21 protein-coding genes and 1 pseudogene are annotated in these 17377 nt (G+C 41.4%); 19 read left to right on the top strand and 3 right to left on the bottom strand.

Annotation, left to right across the window (positions count from 1 at the left end; all coding sequences use genetic code 11):
* The first annotated feature begins 16 nt into the window (after window positions 1-16).
* Window positions 17-946 carry a 2,4-dihydroxyhept-2-ene-1,7-dioic acid aldolase gene (gene hpaI, locus HUS26_RS09025; protein ID WP_173916846.1) on the top strand — a complete coding sequence of 310 codons (930 nt, stop codon included), beginning with the start codon at window positions 17-19 and terminating at the stop codon, window positions 944-946.
* Between the two features lie 189 nt (window positions 947-1135).
* Complete coding sequence (locus HUS26_RS09020; RefSeq protein ID WP_173916845.1) at window positions 1136-1960, top strand: STAS domain-containing protein; 825 nt, start codon at window positions 1136-1138, stop codon at window positions 1958-1960.
* Window positions 1961-2004: 44 nt separating this feature from the next.
* On the opposite strand, the gene HUS26_RS09015 is transcribed toward HUS26_RS09020, so the two are convergent.
* Window positions 2005-2190: a hypothetical protein gene (locus HUS26_RS09015; protein WP_173916844.1), complete on the bottom strand. Its 186-nt coding sequence runs from the start codon at window positions 2188-2190 to the stop codon at window positions 2005-2007.
* A 233-nt stretch (window positions 2191-2423) separates the two neighbouring features.
* On the opposite strand from HUS26_RS09015, the gene HUS26_RS09010 reads away from it, so the two are divergent.
* From HUS26_RS09010 to HUS26_RS08975, 8 genes are all read left to right on the top strand, one after another.
* Window positions 2424-2579, top strand: coding sequence for a hypothetical protein (locus HUS26_RS09010; protein ID WP_173916843.1), 156 nt, complete (start codon window positions 2424-2426; stop codon window positions 2577-2579).
* Between the two features lie 78 nt (window positions 2580-2657).
* Window positions 2658-2855: a hypothetical protein gene (locus HUS26_RS09005; RefSeq protein ID WP_173916842.1), complete on the top strand. Its 198-nt coding sequence runs from the start codon at window positions 2658-2660 to the stop codon at window positions 2853-2855.
* 422 nt (window positions 2856-3277) lie between these two features.
* Entirely contained in the window at window positions 3278-3535 is a 258-nt protein-coding gene (locus HUS26_RS09000) for a hypothetical protein (RefSeq protein WP_173916841.1), read from the top strand.
* A 133-nt stretch (window positions 3536-3668) separates the two neighbouring features.
* A complete protein-coding gene (locus HUS26_RS08995) occupies window positions 3669-4871 on the top strand; it encodes a S8 family peptidase (RefSeq protein ID WP_173916840.1) in 1203 nt (400 codons plus the stop codon).
* Window positions 4872-5423: 552 nt separating this feature from the next.
* Window positions 5424-6323: an ectoine hydroxylase gene (gene thpD / locus HUS26_RS08990; RefSeq protein WP_173916839.1), complete on the top strand. Its 900-nt coding sequence runs from the start codon at window positions 5424-5426 to the stop codon at window positions 6321-6323.
* A gap of 342 nt (window positions 6324-6665) precedes the next feature.
* A complete protein-coding gene (locus HUS26_RS08985; protein ID WP_173916838.1) occupies window positions 6666-6881 on the top strand; it encodes a hypothetical protein in 216 nt (71 codons plus the stop codon).
* Window positions 6882-7101: 220 nt separating this feature from the next.
* Complete coding sequence (locus tag HUS26_RS08980; RefSeq protein ID WP_173916837.1) at window positions 7102-7761, top strand: lysozyme family protein; 660 nt, start codon at window positions 7102-7104, stop codon at window positions 7759-7761.
* A gap of 18 nt (window positions 7762-7779) precedes the next feature.
* Entirely contained in the window at window positions 7780-8301 is a 522-nt protein-coding gene (locus HUS26_RS08975) for a DinB family protein (RefSeq protein ID WP_173916836.1), read from the top strand.
* A gap of 256 nt (window positions 8302-8557) precedes the next feature.
* Here HUS26_RS08975 and HUS26_RS08970 read toward each other — a convergent pair whose 3' ends face one another.
* The gene (locus tag HUS26_RS08970) at window positions 8558-9280 is read right to left on the bottom strand and encodes a 3-ketoacyl-ACP reductase (RefSeq protein WP_173916835.1); all 723 of its coding nucleotides are present in this window, start codon (window positions 9278-9280) and stop codon (window positions 8558-8560) included.
* 197 nt (window positions 9281-9477) lie between these two features.
* Between HUS26_RS08970 and HUS26_RS08965 the strand changes: the two genes are divergently transcribed.
* The 9 genes and pseudogenes from HUS26_RS08965 (at window position 9478) to HUS26_RS08925 (ending at window position 15874) form a co-directional block, all read left to right on the top strand.
* The gene (locus HUS26_RS08965; RefSeq protein WP_173916834.1) at window positions 9478-10923 is read left to right on the top strand and encodes an MDR family MFS transporter; all 1446 of its coding nucleotides are present in this window, start codon (window positions 9478-9480) and stop codon (window positions 10921-10923) included.
* Window positions 10924-10956: 33 nt separating this feature from the next.
* Window positions 10957-11415: pseudogene (locus HUS26_RS08960) on the top strand (GyrI-like domain-containing protein); the annotation flags it as partial.
* Window positions 11416-11520: 105 nt separating this feature from the next.
* Window positions 11521-11883 (top strand): nuclear transport factor 2 family protein, encoded by a 363-nt coding sequence (locus HUS26_RS08955; protein WP_173916833.1) that lies wholly within the window; start codon window positions 11521-11523, stop codon window positions 11881-11883.
* Window positions 11884-12130: 247 nt separating this feature from the next.
* Entirely contained in the window at window positions 12131-12385 is a 255-nt protein-coding gene (locus HUS26_RS08950) for a hypothetical protein (RefSeq protein ID WP_173916832.1), read from the top strand.
* A gap of 15 nt (window positions 12386-12400) precedes the next feature.
* Complete coding sequence (locus tag HUS26_RS08945) at window positions 12401-13267, top strand: alpha/beta hydrolase (protein WP_173916831.1); 867 nt, start codon at window positions 12401-12403, stop codon at window positions 13265-13267.
* Between the two features lie 284 nt (window positions 13268-13551).
* A complete protein-coding gene (locus tag HUS26_RS08940) occupies window positions 13552-13827 on the top strand; it encodes a hypothetical protein (protein ID WP_173916830.1) in 276 nt (91 codons plus the stop codon).
* 85 nt (window positions 13828-13912) lie between these two features.
* A complete protein-coding gene (locus HUS26_RS08935; RefSeq protein WP_173916829.1) occupies window positions 13913-14608 on the top strand; it encodes a Na-translocating system protein MpsC family protein in 696 nt (231 codons plus the stop codon).
* A gap of 131 nt (window positions 14609-14739) precedes the next feature.
* Window positions 14740-14922 carry a hypothetical protein gene (locus tag HUS26_RS08930; protein ID WP_173916828.1) on the top strand — a complete coding sequence of 61 codons (183 nt, stop codon included), beginning with the start codon at window positions 14740-14742 and terminating at the stop codon, window positions 14920-14922.
* A gap of 181 nt (window positions 14923-15103) precedes the next feature.
* On the top strand, window positions 15104-15874 hold the full coding sequence (locus HUS26_RS08925; protein WP_173916827.1) for a GNAT family N-acetyltransferase: 771 nt from the start codon (window positions 15104-15106) through the stop codon (window positions 15872-15874).
* Between the two features lie 193 nt (window positions 15875-16067).
* Here the strand turns inward: HUS26_RS08925 and HUS26_RS08920 are convergent, their stop codons facing one another.
* Window positions 16068-17288 (bottom strand): DUF819 domain-containing protein, encoded by a 1221-nt coding sequence (locus HUS26_RS08920; RefSeq protein WP_173916826.1) that lies wholly within the window; start codon window positions 17286-17288, stop codon window positions 16068-16070.
* Between the last annotated feature and the right edge of the window lie 89 nt (window positions 17289-17377).

Below are 17377 nucleotides of genomic sequence, written 5' to 3'. Positions count from 1 at the left end.
TAAAGGAGGAATTACTATGACAGTAGATTATAGTGAAATTAAATCAAGATTGAAAGGGTCCATCACGCCGGTCATTACCCCCTTTCGAGCAGATGGATCGATTGATTTGGATAAAATGAGCGAACTGATTGAATTTCAATTATCCAATGGCACCCACGGTATTTCAGTAACGGGAACATCTGGTGAACCGAGCTCTCTAACACTGGAGGAACGCGAGCAAGTGATGGAGAATGCACTGAAAACTATTAACGGCCGTGTTCCATTTGTTCCTGGAACAGGTTCTACTAACCACGATGAAACGATGCGGCTGACGAAAAAAGCGGAAGCGATCGGTGCTGATGCCGCAATGGTCATCGTCCCATATTACAACAAGCCGAATCAGCAGGCGCTTTACAAACATTTTAAAACCGTAGCGGACTCAGTTGAAATTCCAATCATCATTTATAACATTCCGGGGCGTACAGCTCAGAATCTTCATGTAGACACACTTGCTCAATTGAGTAACGATTGTCCGAACATTATCGGTGTCAAAGAATCGAATAAAGATTTTGAACACGTCAATCGTGTTCTTGAGCGCTGCGGTCGAGACTTTTTACTCTTCTCTGGTATAGAGCTTCTCTGCTATCCAATGCTTGCAATTGGCGGGGCTGGTTCTGTTAGTGCCACGGCTAATGTACTGCCCGGCAAAGTAGCTCAAATGCATGATGCCTGGTTTGACGGTGACGTAAAAAGAGCACAACAGCTTCACTATGAGCTGATGGAATTAAATGATGTTCTATTCAAAGACACGAATCCGGCACCAGTTAAAGCAGCACTTGGGATGATGGGTAAAATTGAACCGCATTTACGACTTCCAATGGACGTTCCGTCTGAAGAACTGCAGGAAGAAATACGCCAGACATTAGACAAATACGGAATTGGAGTAGAAACCTTATCAAGAACATAGAGTGAGAAAAACGCCCGGAGACGGGTGTTTTTTTGTGTGGTTAAGTAACTGATACCTTGAGACAAGAGAAGAAAGCAGTTGCTTTTGAACTGGATTTTTTATCCAGCGTTAGAGGCTGGGGTTTCTGTGTTACTATAGGTGAGAGAATAAAGACCGTAAAATATATAAATTACTATAAAGGAGATCATTATGGAAACGACTTATCAATCGTCAATGAGTCTTAAAGAATTTATCCAGGAAAATAAGCATATTTTTGAAAGCACTTTATTATCGGAAGCTGTAACGGTAAAAGATAAAATTGAAGAGATACTGCATATCGGGAATATTGATCTCGTGAATAATGCCAATAACCTTGTTGTTTACATTATTGACGGGGAAGATGAATCGCTTAAGAATTTTGCTAAGCATGAAGGAATAGCCTGGGCTACTCATTCTATTTCCCTCACCTTTAAATTAGAGTGGATTCATGCGGTCCGTCGATCAATATGGAAGTTTATTCAAAAATATTATGAATACACGGAACCCAAGGGTTTGTCGTTCTTTTTTCAAATGGAGAGGAAAATCAACAGCCGTGTGGATGACTTTTTAAATACTTTCTTCATAAGCTACTCCACTTACAAGGATTCGCTAATAGAGAGTCAGGAAAAGCTCGTAGAAAACCTGTCTGTCCCAATCATTCCTATTAACTCCTCGATTTGCATTTTACCATTAATAGGTGCAATAGATTCCCGCAGAGCGGAAATTTTGAAGGAAAAAGTATTAACTGAGGTTGGTAATTTGCGGATTCAGACATTACTTGTGGATTTATCAGGAATTGCTGATATGGAGAGAGAGGTTATAGTTGATTTAATGAACATTATAGATGGTACTTCTTTAATGGGGTGTACAACGGTAATTACAGGACTGAGAAAAGAAATTGTAACCAAGATGACCAGATCCGGAATCCCGTTTAATCAGCAGACCAAGACATTAGGCACACTGCAGCAGGCCTTAAGCGAGTATTTTTTAGAGTAACGACTCAAAAAGCGAAGAGCTGAACCCATTTGGTTCAGCTCTTTTTATTGTTCTCTTTTCATGAGAATCATAATTTTCTTTATATAGTGAAAGGTCAGGTATGCAATTCCGATGACCAGCACTGCTGCTAACGCTACCCATAGATAGCCTAGAAAATCTGCAAGGAAAAGAGAAAATAACGTAAATAAGACAAGTCCTATTAGGAAAAATGTAAGTAAACGAATGACCATGGTGATGCCCTCCATATTCTTTCAATAATTTAAGTATAGAATCAGAGTGAAAATACGGCAACCCGGTTTGCGGAATATTACGATATCGTAAAGTTTTCTTAAAATAACGTAGGGCAATGGGCATGGGAGGAAATATTTCCTGGGCAATGATATGAGGGGAGGGGAAAATAAGTATAAGTCCACCATTTTGACAAAAACTAGCTTTATTAAAACAGGAAAGGAAGCGAAAAGAAATGACTCAGGATAAAGGAAACAAAAAGAATAATCAGTTTAAGGAAAATAAAAATCACGGCGAGCATCACAATGGACGTCTCAGCCAAATGAAAAACCATAATAGCACAGGCGGAGAGGACCTTAACGAGTTTATCAATAATAAAGACAATGAGTAAATAAAAAAGTACGTATAATTTCACTTGTCGTCTCCTATACTGTCAAATAGACTTAGTTTGAAAAGGAGAGGGCATGACTTGGAAAGAGAATGGATTCATGATCAAGTGAAGAATGTAAAAGGAAGGATCTGTTCGGGGACGCTTAAGTTTAAATGCAGAGATGATTATTTTTTGCAGCAGCTTGATAAAGTAAAAGAGTGTGATGATGGTCTCATTGACATGAATACTGTATCACCTGCGCTGCTTACATTAATAAGAGAGATTAATAAACCATAAGGCACCCATATGGGTGTCTTGTTTTTTATGGAATGGGGGTAAGGTCCTGATTTTTTTTAATAAAATTTTCATCTAGAGGAAGGATTATGTATTAATTTGTCGAAATAATTCGATATAGGACATAGGAACGGGGGTTCTGATGACAAAAGGAGGGCAGGGAATGAATCTTTTGCATTCGATTTCCATACAGATAACCTATAAAGTATGTTTGGGAAAGCTGCAAAAATCATTCTAAGGGTCCAAGACATATGGTCTTAAAAAAGAGGACCTGGCGGAGGTACTGATTCAATGCAAAAGGTACAAGGCAGCAGAGTACATAAAAATATAATAGTAAAAGCTGCCTAAAAGGTTATTGGAAATTAAGGAGTTAGAAAATAAGATAACTTATAATTGGTAAAGATTGCAGAAGAAAGGGTATTTGTATGATCGAACCGATTAAGGAGCTTTATTTCGGTAAAAAAAAGTTAAAAGTTACTGGAAATTATAGTGTAAGAATAGATCAGACGGTTGTGATTGAACCATGCAGTATACCAGAAGCTAAAATCAATCAATTTGTTTCAGAGCAAAAAAAGGCGGATAAAGTTGCTGTGAAATCCTACTATGGCGTACCGCCAAAGGAATTGGACGGTCCATATGTTATGAAAAGAATGCATGGACTTCTGATCTTAGGGAAAGAGTAAGCTTTCCCAATGTTATAATGAAAAACCTTTGTAAAGCCCGTTTTTACGGACTTCATTTCCCAAGTTGAAAGGGAAGGGATTCCTCCTGGTTTTGGTGAATTGATAATTATACCAAAATAAGGAGGGATTTTTTATGAGATTTAAAGGATTGGCCGTACTATCGATGGCAGTTACTTTGACGCTGCTTCCAAACGCTGCAGAGATATCGGCCGCAGACAAAAAAGCGGATCTGCCTAAAGTGGAGATGGATCAACAGTCTAAAAAAGGTGGGTATGTCAAAGATGAGGTAGTTGTTAAGTTTAAAGAAGGAAAAGGAAAATCGGCACAGGCTTCACCAGTAAAAGGTTTAGAAGCAAGAGAGGTGCCTGATAAAGATGCTGTAGATTCTGAGTTTAAGGTTTTTAAGGTTGAAAATGTGGAGAAAGCTGTCAAAGCTTTGAACAAAAATCCAAACATAGAGTATGCGGAACCGAACTATGAATTTTCCGCAGACTGGACTCCAAATGATACTTATTACAGCAGTGCTCAATACGGACCTCAGTTAACGAAAACACCGGCTGCCTGGAATACGGCAAGAGGCAGCAGCAGTCAGATGATTGCAATCATTGATTCAGGGGTTGATTATAACCACCCGGATTTGAATGATAAAACAGTTCGCGGGTATGACTTTGTTGATTATGATTATTATCCAATGGACTTAAATGGCCACGGAACCCACGTTGCTGGAACGGCCGCTGCTGAAACGAACAATGCTCAAGGGATAGCGGGAATGGCGCCAAATTCCCGCATTTTAGCTGTGCGCGCTTTAGACGCAAATGGAAGCGGTTCAATGACAGCTATCTCTGACGCCATTCGTTACTCAGCTGATCAAGGGGCTAAGGTCATTAATCTTTCTTTAGGATGTAACTGTGATACACAGACTTTGGAAAATGCAGTGAACTATGCATGGAGTAAGGGATCTGTTGTCATTGCCGCCGCAGGAAATGATGGAGTTTCTACAACGTTTGAACCGGCGTCTTATGCGAATGTTATTGCGGTTGGCGCGGTTGACCGTTACGACCGCAGAGCTTCTTTCTCTAACTATGGAACTTGGGTCGACGTTACAGCTCCAGGTGTTGATATCGCCTCAACAGTTCCAAATGGTGGATATGCGTACATGTCCGGCACTTCAATGGCTTCTCCGCATGTCGCTGGTTTAGCCGGTCTGCTTGCAGGTCAGGGCCGAAGCAATTCACAAATCCGTACCGCTATTGAAAATTCGGCTGATCGGATTAGCGGAACAGGCAGCTACTTTGAGCACGGAAGAATTAACTCTCAGGCAGCTGTAAACTATTAATCTATCATTAAAGAAAAAACTCAGGGCCCCGGCTCTGAGTTTTTTGTATATAGCAGAAAAACACCTTACATTTATAGAAATAGACTGTCGCGATTTCTCAACTGCCTAGAAAACTCAGTGTAAGAGACTGTTAGTGATTTTGTTATTTTAATATACTTTTCTGGATGAGGAGCAATAGATTATAAAGACAAAAGTAAACAATTAACTAAGAAGGAAGGCAAACTAATTAGAAATGTATATACCATAATGGATTGCGGCGCTTTTATTTACTATGAAATTCCTTAAAAGTAATTAAGAAACAAAGAGATGTAAAGGGATGTAGTCCAATATTAGCTTTTTGAGAGAATTTACGGGGGGATATCTTCTTATTTTGCGTTTTTTCGGACTATTTCTGCTTTTATCTATATTTTTTTAAAATAGTAGTTTAATTCGTTTTGTAATGGGAATCTGTCCCGTACGAGGGAGAGGTTCTCTCTATATGTCAGCCTTTTTAGCACCGAGGAATTCGGCTTCAAAAGTGCAAAATCTTTAGCGAAATAGGAGTGTGTAGTCATGAAAGATCTTTATCCTTCAAGACAGAATAACAAGCCAGAGATTTTAGAAAGAAAGGATCCGGTCATTCATACGGATCGTTCAAAAGACCACGAGGCCCCGCTTACGAAAGAGCAGCTAGATTTCTACGAGAAGAATGGTTTCCTTCAGATTGAAAACCTCTTTTCCGATCAAGAAGTTTCGGATATGCAGAAAGGGATTTTCGAATTAAAGGATGACAGTCGTGATGTTCAATCCGACAAAGTAATCCGGGAACCAGAAAGTGATGAAATCCGCTCAATTTTTCATGTCCATAAAGATGATAACTACTTTAAAGATGTAACGAACGACCAGCGTTTATTAGACATAGTAAACTATCTGCTTGGAAGCGATGTTTATATCCACCAGTCCAGAATTAATTACAAGCCTGGGTTTACTGGAAAGGAATTCGACTGGCATTCAGACTTTGAAACTTGGCACGTAGAGGATGGAATGCCTCGCATGAGAGCGTTAAGTGTATCCATCGCTCTGTCGGATAACTATACTTTTAACGGGCCGTTGATGCTTATACCAGGGTCCCATAACTATTATGTCAGCTGTATAGGTGAAACGCCGGATGACAACTATAAAGAATCTCTGCAAAAGCAGAAGCTTGGAGTGCCGGATCACGAAAGCCTGAGATGGCTGACTGAGAAAGGCGGCGGCATTTCTGTTCCTACAGGAAAAGCAGGTTCTATTACCATTTTCGAAAGTAACACAATGCATGGATCAAACGGAAACATTACCCCGTATGACCGCAACAATCTATTTATGGTATTTAACAGTGTGGAAAACCAGCTCGTACAGCCATTCTCTGGTGGTAAAGAACGCCCGGATTTTATCGCTGTGCGTGACGGAGTCCGCCCGTTAAGCTATAACTAATTACCTCTGAAGAAGCTCTCCCAAAAATGCTGGCATATAGTAAAAGAAAGCTCAAGACTGTCTTTTAGTCTTGAGCTTTTTTATGGATGATATGAAACGAGAAGAAGTGATTCGTAATGGAAAGGGGGGCCTTTTCTCGTATTGTTACAAAAAATTTACTTGTGATGAAACTTTGTCGAAAGATAATGAAATAAGAGAGAATTCTTCCTGTGTGGGGGCGACTTTCTCGTATAAGAACTGAAGTCGATACAGACAACATTAAATGAAATTATCAATGGAAGATGATTAGTTCATTTTCTGATGGGTAAACATAAGTATCAATACTTTTAGGAGGTATATACTATGACCCCACATCAGCAGGTAGAGCAATGCATGGAACGAACGTGTGACCTCCAAGAAGTTACTGTTTATTCACAATCCCATTATCCTTATGGAAAACAAGTGGTTGATGAAAGCGGCGATTATATCGTTTTTTTTTACATGAAAGCAGTAAATGAAGTTCTTTACTTTTTTAAAGATGCGGAGAATATGTGGTTTTGCGATCCACGCTGCCCTTGAATTTTGGGAGAATGGTAAAAAATAGAGGTTTAATAAAAAAATCGGTCCAACTGGACATTATTAAAATCATAGAGTTTCTATGGTTTTTTTGTTTTGTAAGGAAAATTCCTATTCGGCATGAAACCTTGGAATCTGGCAATCTAGAACAAAAATAGAGCAATACCGAAACCAGCATGTTAAAATATGCTATATATATATTGACGGTTAAGGAGGGGAGAACATGCCTAAGAAAAAGGCTAAAACTAAATTTAAACAGGCTTTGGCCGGCAGCTTCTTAAAGTATGGTCTCCCTATAATTCTATTTATTGCTCTTATGCATATTATTACGATCAGCAATATTGGCGAGGGTCTTTCAAGCTTTACCAACAGCACTGAAGGAAATATTTCTCCGCAGGTTCTGCAATATGAAGAGGAAGTCAGGAAGTATGCAGAAGAAGAGGGGATCGGGGAGTATACAAACCTTATTCTCGCTTTAATGATGCAGGAATCCGGAGGACGCGGAAACGATCCTATGCAGGCATCGGAGTCATTATGCGGGTCTGTAGGCTGCATTGATGACCCAGAGCTTTCGATCAAGCACGGAGTTTCCTATTTTGCTAATACGCTTAAGAAGGCTGACGAAGATATAAAACTCGCTCTGCAGTCCTATAATTTTGGTGCTGGTTTCATAGATTATGTGAGGAACCATGGAGGAGAATATACTCAGGAGTTAGCGATTCAATTTTCCGCGAAAATGTATGAGGAGTTAGCGCATACTGGGGAATACAGCTGTATACGGGAAGAAGCCGTCCAGTATGATGCTTGTTATGGAGACATTTATTATGTGGATGCTGTCTTAGGTTATTATGAAGATGGCGACGAAGAGCTTTTAAACACTTAGCCTTGGAGGAGTAGCTACATGAACTTTTCTTTGAAGGAATCTGTAGAAATCCTGGAACGCACACCGCAGACGCTGGATCAATTTCTTTCAGGATTGTCGGATGGCTGGCTTACCTGTAATGAAGGGGAAGGAACTTGGAATGCTTCTGAAGTAATTGAACATTTGATAGAAGGGGAAAAGTACAACTGGATCTCCCGTTTGGTCCATATTTTGCATGAAGGGGAAGCTGAGCCATTTCCGGAATTTGACCGCTTCTCTCATTTGAATTCTGAGGACATGCAAACGATCGGCGGGAAAATCGATGAATTTAAAAAGCTTCGTTCAGAAAATATACGCAGGCTTTATGAGCTCATCGGGTCTGAGGAACAGCTTGAAGAAAAAGGTTCTCACCCGGCATTTGGTACAGTTAAAGTGAGGGAACTGCTGCCGACCTGGGTGGTTCATGATTTCACTCACATTTCACAGATCGTTAGAGTGATGGCTGAAAGGTACAGCGAAGATGTAGGCCCATGGAGCGCTTATCTTGGCATTTTGAAATAATAAAAAAAGCTCAGAGCTTCTGGTCTCTGAGCTTTTTTATTTCCTTTACCCTAGGGCTAACAACTCTCGCTTTTTCGCGGCCCCACATGATGTGGGGTCGTTCAATGATGGCACATGACGTGCCGAACTTAATCGAACTTCTTATTAATAAAGCCTTCTTGCTAAACCTCTTTAGCGAAACAGGAAACCCTGCTAAATCTTCCAAAGGTGTGCCGCGATTTCCCTTCACTATCAACTCATCCTTCAGCCACTCTCATTAAAACGGATTGGTTGCCCACTGCAGAGACGTTTTTATAAAAATACGTGGGTGGAGCTTCAGCTGGGCCGCTATATACTCCGCGATATCTTCCGGCTGCATATATTTTTCCTTATCCTGTTCGTCCAGCTTGTCTCCAAAGGCCAGTTCAGTGGCGACAAGGCTGGGGTTTAAGGTGCTGACGCGGATATTGTTTCGGCGCACTTCCTGCATTAAGGCTTCGGTCATTCCCTGAACGGCGAACTTAGACGCACTGTAAGCCGTAGATCCGGCTGTTCCTTTGAGCCCGTTGCTTGAAGAAATATTGATAATGTCGCCCTGGTCCTTCTCAATCATTTGCGGGAGCACCGCTTTTGTCACATGATATGTGCCAAATACGTTAACTTCAATTGTCTTCTTCCAGTCTTGCGGATCAATTTCTAAGAATGATCCGCGGGAGCTGATCGCTGCGTTATTGATTAAAATATCAGCGGCTCCTAACTCCTCTTTTAATTTTGAAACAGCTTGATCGACTTCTTCTTCCTGTGAGATGTCGACTACAGCATAGCTCGCTTCTGCACCGAGTGCTCTTACGTTTTCAGCCGTTTTCTCAAGCCTGCTTTCTGTTCTCGCCATAAGTCCTACGTTAACTCCCTCGCGTGCCAGTTCAAGAGCTGTGGCCCGACCGATGCCGCGGCCTGCACCTGTTATGTAAGCGACTTTTCCTTGTAATGATTGTCCCATTTTCATCTTCCTTCCTATTTATAAGCTTATTAAGACAAGTGTAATCGTAATCAGCCATCAATCCTAATATTCTGCTTTACCAAAAAATTAGGTGCCTAATCTTTTTTCTTTCGAATCCCTCCTCAATATGTTACTATATTTCGGTAGACGAAATATTAAATAACTAAACTATTTAAATAAAAGAAAGAAGGAGTAACATGGCTGACGACCAAGAAACTTCAAGCCCTCAACTCAAGATTAATCGAGGACCGTTAATGCTTGTCTTGATTTCAGGGGCTTTTGCGGCCATTTTAAACCAGACGCTTTTAGCTACAGCGCTGCCGCATATAATGAGGGATTTAAACTTAGATGCGAGTACGGCGCAGTGGCTGACGTCGATTTTTATGCTGGTGAACGGGATTATGATTCCGATTACCGCTTTTTTAATTGAACGGTTTACGACCCGGGCGTTATTTTTGACCGCAATGGGATTATTTGCAGCGGGGACGGTGATTTGTGCCATCGCTCCTAATTTCGGCATTCTAATGGTAGGAAGGATCATTCAGGCTTCTGGGGCAGGAATTATCATGCCTCTTATGCAGACGATTTTGATGATGGTCTATCCGATTGAAAAAAGGGGAGCTGCGATGGGAATGTTTGGACTCGTCATATCCTTTGCGCCGGCGATTGGTCCGACGCTTTCTGGATGGCTTGTTGAGCAGTTTCCGTGGCGAAGTCTCTTTTACGTCATTTTACCTGTTGTCATCATCGACTTTATTGTCGCTTACTTCATCTTAAAAAATGTTACGAAGCAGACGTTTCCAAAAGTCGATATCCTTTCGATCGTTTTATCATCCATCGGATTTGGCGGTATTCTGTATGGATTCAGTACGGCTGGCAACACCGGCTGGGGCGATGAGCAGGTGATCTTCTCGATGTTAGCAGGAGCCATTGCTTTAACGGCTTTCATCTTAAGACAGTTCAAGTTAAAACAGCCGATTCTTGAATTCAGGGTATTTAAAAATAAAGTCTTCACTCTAACGACCGTTCTAGGTATGGTTGTATTTATTGCTTTAATTGGCGGGGCAACTGTTCTGCCGTTGTTTATGCAGAATATGCTCGGGTTTACAGCCTTTGAATCTGGTCTGATGCTTCTGCCGGGAGCATTGTTGATGGGCTTTATGAACCCGATTACCGGCCGATTATTTGATAAGTTTGGGGCGAGGTGGCTTGCGATCATCGGGCTGATCATTGTGAGTGTAACGACGTTTATGTTTACAAACCTGGACAGCGAAACAACCTTTGCTTATCTCGCTATTGTTAACGCTGTGCGTATGCTTGGTGTTGCGATGGTCATGATGCCTGTAACAACGGCTGGTCTGAATACATTGACCGAGCGTCATATTCCACACGGAACCGCGATGAACAATACGATGCGCCAAGTATCTGGTGCCGTAGGAACAGCGCTGCTCGTTACAGTAATGACAAACAGTGCCAGACCTTCACATGGGGTTAATGGCCTGATTCACGGGGTTAATGTATCCTTTATCGTAGCGGGAATCTCGGCTGTTATCGCTCTTATTCTGGCCTTTTTCATTAAGCCAAAAAAAGAAAGAGAAAACACGGCAGTATCACGAAATAAACATGCGGCAGCCTCACGATAAATGGTAAGCTCGGACTAAAGGGTCCGGGCTTTTTTTAAAATTGCCGGGCTGAAAAAAAGAGTGCCCCTTATTTATGAAGGAGAAAACCCGGAAATCGCTGGCCTGTGGAAGGAAGCCGGGATCGACACGATCAAAGAAATTACGGCATTGTCCAATGTGGAGCCAAAAGGATTATTGAGCGTCTGCACCAATTTTTCCGAAGACCGTTCTCAAAAAGGCGAGCTTGATTACTATTTGGCTGCTGCCACAACGAATGAAACACCGGAAAAATTTGAAGATTTGGAAGTGCCCGCTTTGACATGGGCCGTTTTTGAATCGATTGGACCGTATCCGGAAACTCTGCAGAATGTGTGGGGCCGGATTTACTCAGAATGGTTTCCAACATCGAGCTATGAGCATGTGAAAGGACCGGAAATTCTCTGGAATGCAGATGATGACATAAAATCCGATAAGTTCCATAGTGAAATCTGGATTCCTGTACAAGCGAAATAAAAATGTACTGTCTTCTCTAAAAGAAGGCAGCTTTTTTTCGGGGATAGGAAGATTGAATTATGCTAAAATTAATATAAACCAGCCATGAGAGGGGACGATCGACAAATGAGCCAAAAAGAAGATCTTTTGAAAAGGTTTAATGAAGCGTTTGGCACAGGTGATACGGATTTTATTTTAGAAAATGTAACCGATAACATCGTATGGAGGATGGCAGGAGAGACAACGATTGAAGGTAAAGATAACGTAAAAGAAGCTCTTGAGTCGATGAATAGCGATCTTCATCATGAACTCTCTTTCTCCAATATCATCACTCATGGTGTAACAGCAGCGGTAAATGGAACGATTCATTTGACGAAAGAAGACGGTGAACGGACGGCCTTTGAATTTTGTGATGTCTATAAATTTAACAAGTTTAAGGATGGCAAAATAAAAGAACTCACCTCGTATGTGGTAGAAATGAAGGATTGAGGTGTTGAGCGTGCTGCCTGGTTCGCCAGTAAATGCGGCAGTTTGGCTGGTAAACAATGTAACAGAGGGGGAGGTAAATCGTGGTCTCAGTAACAAAAGCAGCCCCTCGTCATGTTGAGGGAAGCCAGTGATGTTGCGTTTGTAAAAGAAGAGAAGGTAACCGCACTAAGGAAAAAGAGGATTATCCTTCCCTTCGGTACAAACAATTAATCAAATAAGAATTAAAAGGTAAGGAAGAGAAAAGCTCATGATACTTCGCATATTATTTAATCAGACGATTGCTATTATATTATTCATCAGCGGGATAGTTCTCGGGGCTGCTGCCCACATATTGTTTGGCCTCCTGACAATATTAGGCGGACTTCTTCTCGGTTTTTCTCACTATGTTCAGGATTTAACACCTCAAGATCCAAAACCCACGCTCTTATTTTATGCTGCCTTTTCTTCGCTTCTTATCTTATTTACGATTGCATATGTGATCTTTTCCTCAGTTTTATTTTAATGCGGAGGTGGTTTAATGTCCGAGGAGATACTCTACGACTATTATGTAGATAAAATAGGAACAGGTCCGCCCGTTTTGTTTCTCCCTGCTGCCGGTTTTACCGGAAGTGAAGGCTTAAATATTGCAAAATATCTTGAAGACCGATTGGAAACGCACTTGCTCGATCTCCCGGGATATGGACGAAGTGCGGGAATTGATAAACGCTGGACGGATCAGAGGCTGGCTGAGTGGGTCAATGAGTATGTCGAGCAGCAGCAGCTTGAGAAAACAGACGTCATCGGCCACTCTCTTGGTGGGGCTGTCGCCTTGTCTTTCACAGCTCATTTTCCGGAAAAAGTAAACAGGCTCGTTCTCCTCGATCAGGGCCATAAACCGTTCCCGCGTATCCCGACCACCGAGTTTGAAGGCTTCGCGTATGCATTCCCTTTTCTAAATATAGGAGCCCGGCTTTTAGGACAGTCATCTCTTAAGTGGGCTGCGCCTCTTTTTGAGAATCAGGAGCGTCCTGGAGACGTGGACGAGAAACTGTCAGCTTTTTGTGAAAAAGTCGGGATTAAAGAAGACCCGTTTGTTCGCCATGCCTATGAGCATCAGGCAGATTTTTCGGTGTCTGCTTTAAATTTAATGTTTGGTTTCTATAATTTAAAAATGAGGCCGCTCATTCGAAAGCTTCAAGTTCCAACATTACTCGCTTACGGAACTTTTGAAGGAATGGAAGAGGAGGAACAAAAGAGAACAGCGATTCACATCAATCAGCTTAAGAAAGAAAACCTCCCTATAACTTACAGACCCGTACGCGGCGGCCATTATGTGCACTGGAGTGACTGGGGGTTATTAATGGATATCAGAAAGTTTCTCCTCACGAAAGAAAGCGTGCGATAGTTTTGCATTAAAGGGATTTCCCGGCTTTCCACCGATATTCCTTAAATCATTTTTAAAAATAACAAAAAAGCCTTTAAATTATGAAAGATAAACGTTAAAATACTATATAGGAAAAAGGCGAAAGTACTTTTTCCCTTATCGATTTTAACCCGGAATGATTATAATTTAATAGATATTGGTGGAAGTGGACTGGACAAATAGAGCTGGACATAAGCCAAAAAAGGTTAAGAATTTACCCTTTTTTGGCTTTTTTTATTGGGAAAATATAGGAGGATCTCTGAACGATGGATCAAAATATTAAACTTACTTATATCGAGTCTCTACACTTATTATCCAGTATGCAATTAACGAAGAAAAGCATGGCCGCATATCAACACGCTAAAGAAACTATAGATCAAGGCTCACCGATTGAGGAGGAGATATGCCAGGCTTGTGCGGATGTGTGCCGTCAGTGTGCGAAAGCTTTACGCAATATGAAAACAGAGGGGATCGAAGAGATGGTTTCCATCTGCATCGCTCACGCTATAATGTGTGAGGATTTATGTAAAGCCCGCGTATAAGCAGGGTTACTGTTTAAAATCGACGGATTAGTGGAATCTAAAGAAGACGTTAGATTTAAATACGGATTCTTAAAGGATGTATGTTATGGAGAATAAATCCATTCAAGCGGAAATAGCGAGTTATATAGGCAAACTATTTCGTGATAACTTTGGCAAAGGGCCCTCCTCTGTCTATGTGTCCCTGCGACAGCCTTATTTCACTATTTATCTGAGTGATTTCTTAGCTCCCATGGAACGTGTGCTGGTAGGTCAGAAAAATTATATGAAGGTGGAAGAAACCCGTGATCTCTTAATGAGAGAGCTGCTGCCTGATATAAAAGCGGCCTTTAGTATCAAAACCGATATGGAAGTTCAAAATCTCTATTATGACTGGTCACTTCCTAATCGTTCCGGGATTATTATCGGTAAGTTTAAAAGTGAGAATACGGATTCTCACGAAGTGTTAGCTTCAGCCGATGCCCCTAATAAAGAGGCGGTTCTTAAGGAAGTCGTTCGAGTTAGCGAAATTGCGGAGAAGGTTCCCGAATTTGTGGATTCCATTTATTTAAATGAGCGTACATTATTAATCGTTCGCGAAGGCATTCTCGTTCGTATTGAAAAAGAGCTGATTAAATCCGGGTTTGCCGAGCAGTTAAGGCTGACAAAAAGGAATCTTGAGAAAAGTCTGCTGAACCAGGAAATATTCGGGGAGATTCTAGGAATCCACGTTCAGGATGTGTTCGTAGATTGGGATTTTGAGCTCGACAAAAGCTATATTGTTCTCATCTTAAAACCAAAATAAAGCAAAATGCCGGTCTAAAAAGAAGACGGCTGGAAGGCGTAAGCTTAAAAAGGATCTTTCCTTTTTGAGCTTTTCATTTTAATCGTCTTCAAGCGGGGGTGTTGAACAACAATAAAGGACGGGTCGATAAAGTGTGCTATAAAATTATTGCGATGAACAGCAGTAATGTTCCTATAGAGTTTGCGGTAGATAAGAAAGAGGTAACTTTTCCAACGTTTGAAGAAGCAGAGCAGTTTGCACACCATATCAAAAAAATGAATCACTGGTTTGAGGATTACAAATTCTCTGTTGTTAAAGAAGATAATGAAAACTGACCGGCACCGGTCAGTTTTTTTTATGGTGAGTTTTATGATAAAAAAATTGGGATGATAAAAATTAAATTGTAAAATCAGGTTTAGCTGGTAGTAATTAAGGTTATTAAGAATGTCGTGGATACAATTATAATGAATGAAACCGAATAAAAGCGGTTTTCTATATAAAGAGGAGAGAAGAAAAGTGAAGAGGGAAGAAATATTACAGCTTTACAATGAAGAACTGAGAGTAAATGCTCAAACGAATGGATACAGAAGGGAACTGACCGACTATGTCGTCAGGCACGTCTCACTGATGAATGACGAAGGATTTATTCTGTTTTCTAATTTTACACCTGAGAATGCCAAGGAAATTATTGAAGGAGAAGTCCGCTATTTTGAAAAGCTTGGTCAGCGTTTTGAGTGGAAGGTACATAGCTATGACCAGCCGGACAATTTAGTCGATTTGTTAGTTGAAGAAGGTTTTGAGCGTGGAGAAGAAGAAGCGCTGATGATACATGAGTTAAAGGAAGACAGTGAACTGCTTCAAAAAGAAATGTCAGGAAAACTTGTTGAAATCACAACTGAGAAAGAAATCGCGGATGTTGTCAGCCTGCTAAATGATACGTGGGGGAATTCTCACGCTGAACTAGGGAAGCGGCTGTGGAGTGATAAGCGAAACAACCCGGAATGCCTTCATATCTACGGCATCTATGAAGATGATAAGCTTGTAAGCGCCGCATGGATGTACTTTGAAGCGAACTCTTCATTTGCCAGCCTATGGGGAGGAGCGACTCGCCCGGATTATCGCAGGAAAGGGTACTATACGTCCCTGCTGGCCGCCAGGGCTCAAAAAGCAAATGAAGAAGGATATCGTTTCCTTACCGTGGACTCTCTAGAAATGAGCCGTCCGATTTTAGAGAAATCCGGTTTTGAATGTCTGGCTTATACGTATGGCTGTTTATCCCCAAAATAAACTAGGTGGAAAAAATTAAATAAGTATTTTTAAAAAAGCTCAGAGGTTGCCTCTGAGCTTTTTTTACAGCTTGCAGAGAAACCTTATGCAGCAGTCGGCCAACGGTTTCGAAGGGTTGTGCAAAGGGCGTCGGGGGGAACGCTTTTAAGTAGGCGACCAGTTTTCCCCTTCTTTATCGAAAGGGATCGAACCGTTAAAACCTGCTAAACCAGACGCCTATACCTGTTCCTATATAGTTGCCGATTATATAGCCGAGAGTACCGACTAATAATATTGGCACAATCAGCTTTGTCCAGCCTCGGGCAATCGCCATAGCTGCAGCTGTCGTCGGCCCTCCGATGTTTGCATTAGACGCAAGGATCACTTCTTCTAAGCTGAAGTTGAAGATCTTTCCTAAGATAAAGGAAACGAGCATATTAGCTGCGACAATCAAGAAGACGAAGACCAGCAGTAAGGGAGCATTCTGCAGGATTAACGGAATTGAAGCAGGGATACCGATTACTACAAAAAAGATATAGATTAAGTACGTCCCGATTTCCTGAGAACCGCGGATGCTTTCAAAATATTTAGGGAACACCGTAACAGCCGTCATCGTCAATGTGGTCAGCATTAAATAATTATCACCGAAGATGCCGTGTAAGACGTTAAACAGCACAGAAACGCCGTCTCCTGAAGGAAGCCATTCGTTAAGCCATCCCGCTAACTGAAACGATACAGCGACTAAAGCAAACGCCGTTCCAACGGCAAGTGCAATATCCTGCAGTGACATTTCTTTTCTTCCCCAGTAGCAAGCCGCTTCAGTTTCACTCGTATTTTCTTTATTCTGCAGTCTTTCATCTATGTACGGTGTTCTAAAGCGGCTTGTAATAAAATTAATCGCAGGTATAGCAATGAGGACGAAAAAGTAAAGAGCCATCATTAAGTTATCTGCCACCACCGCTGAAGAAACGAGCTCGCCAGGTGCCTCAAACTTGGTAGATAAAGCAGCGAAGTTTACGCCGCCCCCAATATAAGATCCTGTCATCATCGCCCCCACTTTCTCTAAGCCCGGAACATAATCTTTTAATAAAAAGAAGCCGATGATCGCCCCCGCCACGGTCCCGGCTGCACTTAATAAGAACAGAATCAGCAGACGTCCGCTTTCATTCCAGATCTTTTTAATATTGGCTTGGAATAAGAGCAGGGGAATTGCTAAAGGAACGACATAATTCCAGACCGCATCATAAGCGGCGGATTGCAAAGGAATGATGTTCAGATTTGACAGCAGCATCGCTCCGACAAGGGCAATAATAGCTCCAGAAACTTTCGACGCCCACTTGTAATGCTGCTCTAAATAAATGCTGAAAGCTGCCCATCCGGCAAGAAATGCCCATAGTAACCATAAGTCATCTGATTGAATTAAACTGCTTTCCATTTTATCCCTCCTAATTTGGTATAATATTCTATCTCTTTGCCTCCGATTGTTCAATCCGCCAAATGAACGGAAAAAACGATTTGGAAAAA

It is taken from the genome of Halobacillus sp. Marseille-Q1614 (genome assembly GCF_902809865.1).
Classification (GTDB): Bacteria; Bacillota; Bacilli; order Bacillales; family Halobacillaceae; genus Halobacillus_A.
Note: the sequence above shows the minus strand (reverse complement) of the source record. Positions and strands in the feature narration are given on the sequence as shown.

What these genes read in the sequence shown, in the direction of transcription:
- thpD (WP_173916839.1), top strand. Translation starts at nt 5,424, where the DNA reads ATGAAAGATCTTTATCCTTCAAGACAGAATAACAAGCCAGAGATTTTA.
- HUS26_RS08965 (WP_173916834.1), top strand. Translation starts at nt 9,478, where the DNA reads ATGGCTGACGACCAAGAAACTTCAAGCCCTCAACTCAAGATTAATCGA.
- HUS26_RS08935 (WP_173916829.1), top strand. Translation starts at nt 13,913, where the DNA reads ATGGAGAATAAATCCATTCAAGCGGAAATAGCGAGTTATATAGGCAAA.
- HUS26_RS08985 (WP_173916838.1), top strand. Translation starts at nt 6,666, where the DNA reads ATGACCCCACATCAGCAGGTAGAGCAATGCATGGAACGAACGTGTGAC.
- HUS26_RS08940 (WP_173916830.1), top strand. Translation starts at nt 13,552, where the DNA reads ATGGATCAAAATATTAAACTTACTTATATCGAGTCTCTACACTTATTA.
- HUS26_RS08980 (WP_173916837.1), top strand. Translation starts at nt 7,102, where the DNA reads ATGCCTAAGAAAAAGGCTAAAACTAAATTTAAACAGGCTTTGGCCGGC.
- HUS26_RS09020 (WP_173916845.1), top strand. Translation starts at nt 1,136, where the DNA reads ATGGAAACGACTTATCAATCGTCAATGAGTCTTAAAGAATTTATCCAG.
- HUS26_RS08955 (WP_173916833.1), top strand. Translation starts at nt 11,521, where the DNA reads ATGAGCCAAAAAGAAGATCTTTTGAAAAGGTTTAATGAAGCGTTTGGC.
- HUS26_RS09015 (WP_173916844.1), bottom strand. Translation starts at nt 2,190, where the DNA reads ATGGTCATTCGTTTACTTACATTTTTCCTAATAGGACTTGTCTTATTT.
- HUS26_RS09010 (WP_173916843.1), top strand. Translation starts at nt 2,424, where the DNA reads ATGACTCAGGATAAAGGAAACAAAAAGAATAATCAGTTTAAGGAAAAT.
- HUS26_RS08995 (WP_173916840.1), top strand. Translation starts at nt 3,669, where the DNA reads ATGAGATTTAAAGGATTGGCCGTACTATCGATGGCAGTTACTTTGACG.
- HUS26_RS08950 (WP_173916832.1), top strand. Translation starts at nt 12,131, where the DNA reads ATGATACTTCGCATATTATTTAATCAGACGATTGCTATTATATTATTC.
- HUS26_RS08970 (WP_173916835.1), bottom strand. Translation starts at nt 9,280, where the DNA reads ATGGGACAATCATTACAAGGAAAAGTCGCTTACATAACAGGTGCAGGC.
- HUS26_RS08920 (WP_173916826.1), bottom strand. Translation starts at nt 17,288, where the DNA reads ATGGAAAGCAGTTTAATTCAATCAGATGACTTATGGTTACTATGGGCA.
- HUS26_RS08945 (WP_173916831.1), top strand. Translation starts at nt 12,401, where the DNA reads ATGTCCGAGGAGATACTCTACGACTATTATGTAGATAAAATAGGAACA.
- HUS26_RS09000 (WP_173916841.1), top strand. Translation starts at nt 3,278, where the DNA reads ATGATCGAACCGATTAAGGAGCTTTATTTCGGTAAAAAAAAGTTAAAA.
- HUS26_RS08975 (WP_173916836.1), top strand. Translation starts at nt 7,780, where the DNA reads ATGAACTTTTCTTTGAAGGAATCTGTAGAAATCCTGGAACGCACACCG.
- hpaI (WP_173916846.1), top strand. Translation starts at nt 17, where the DNA reads ATGACAGTAGATTATAGTGAAATTAAATCAAGATTGAAAGGGTCCATC.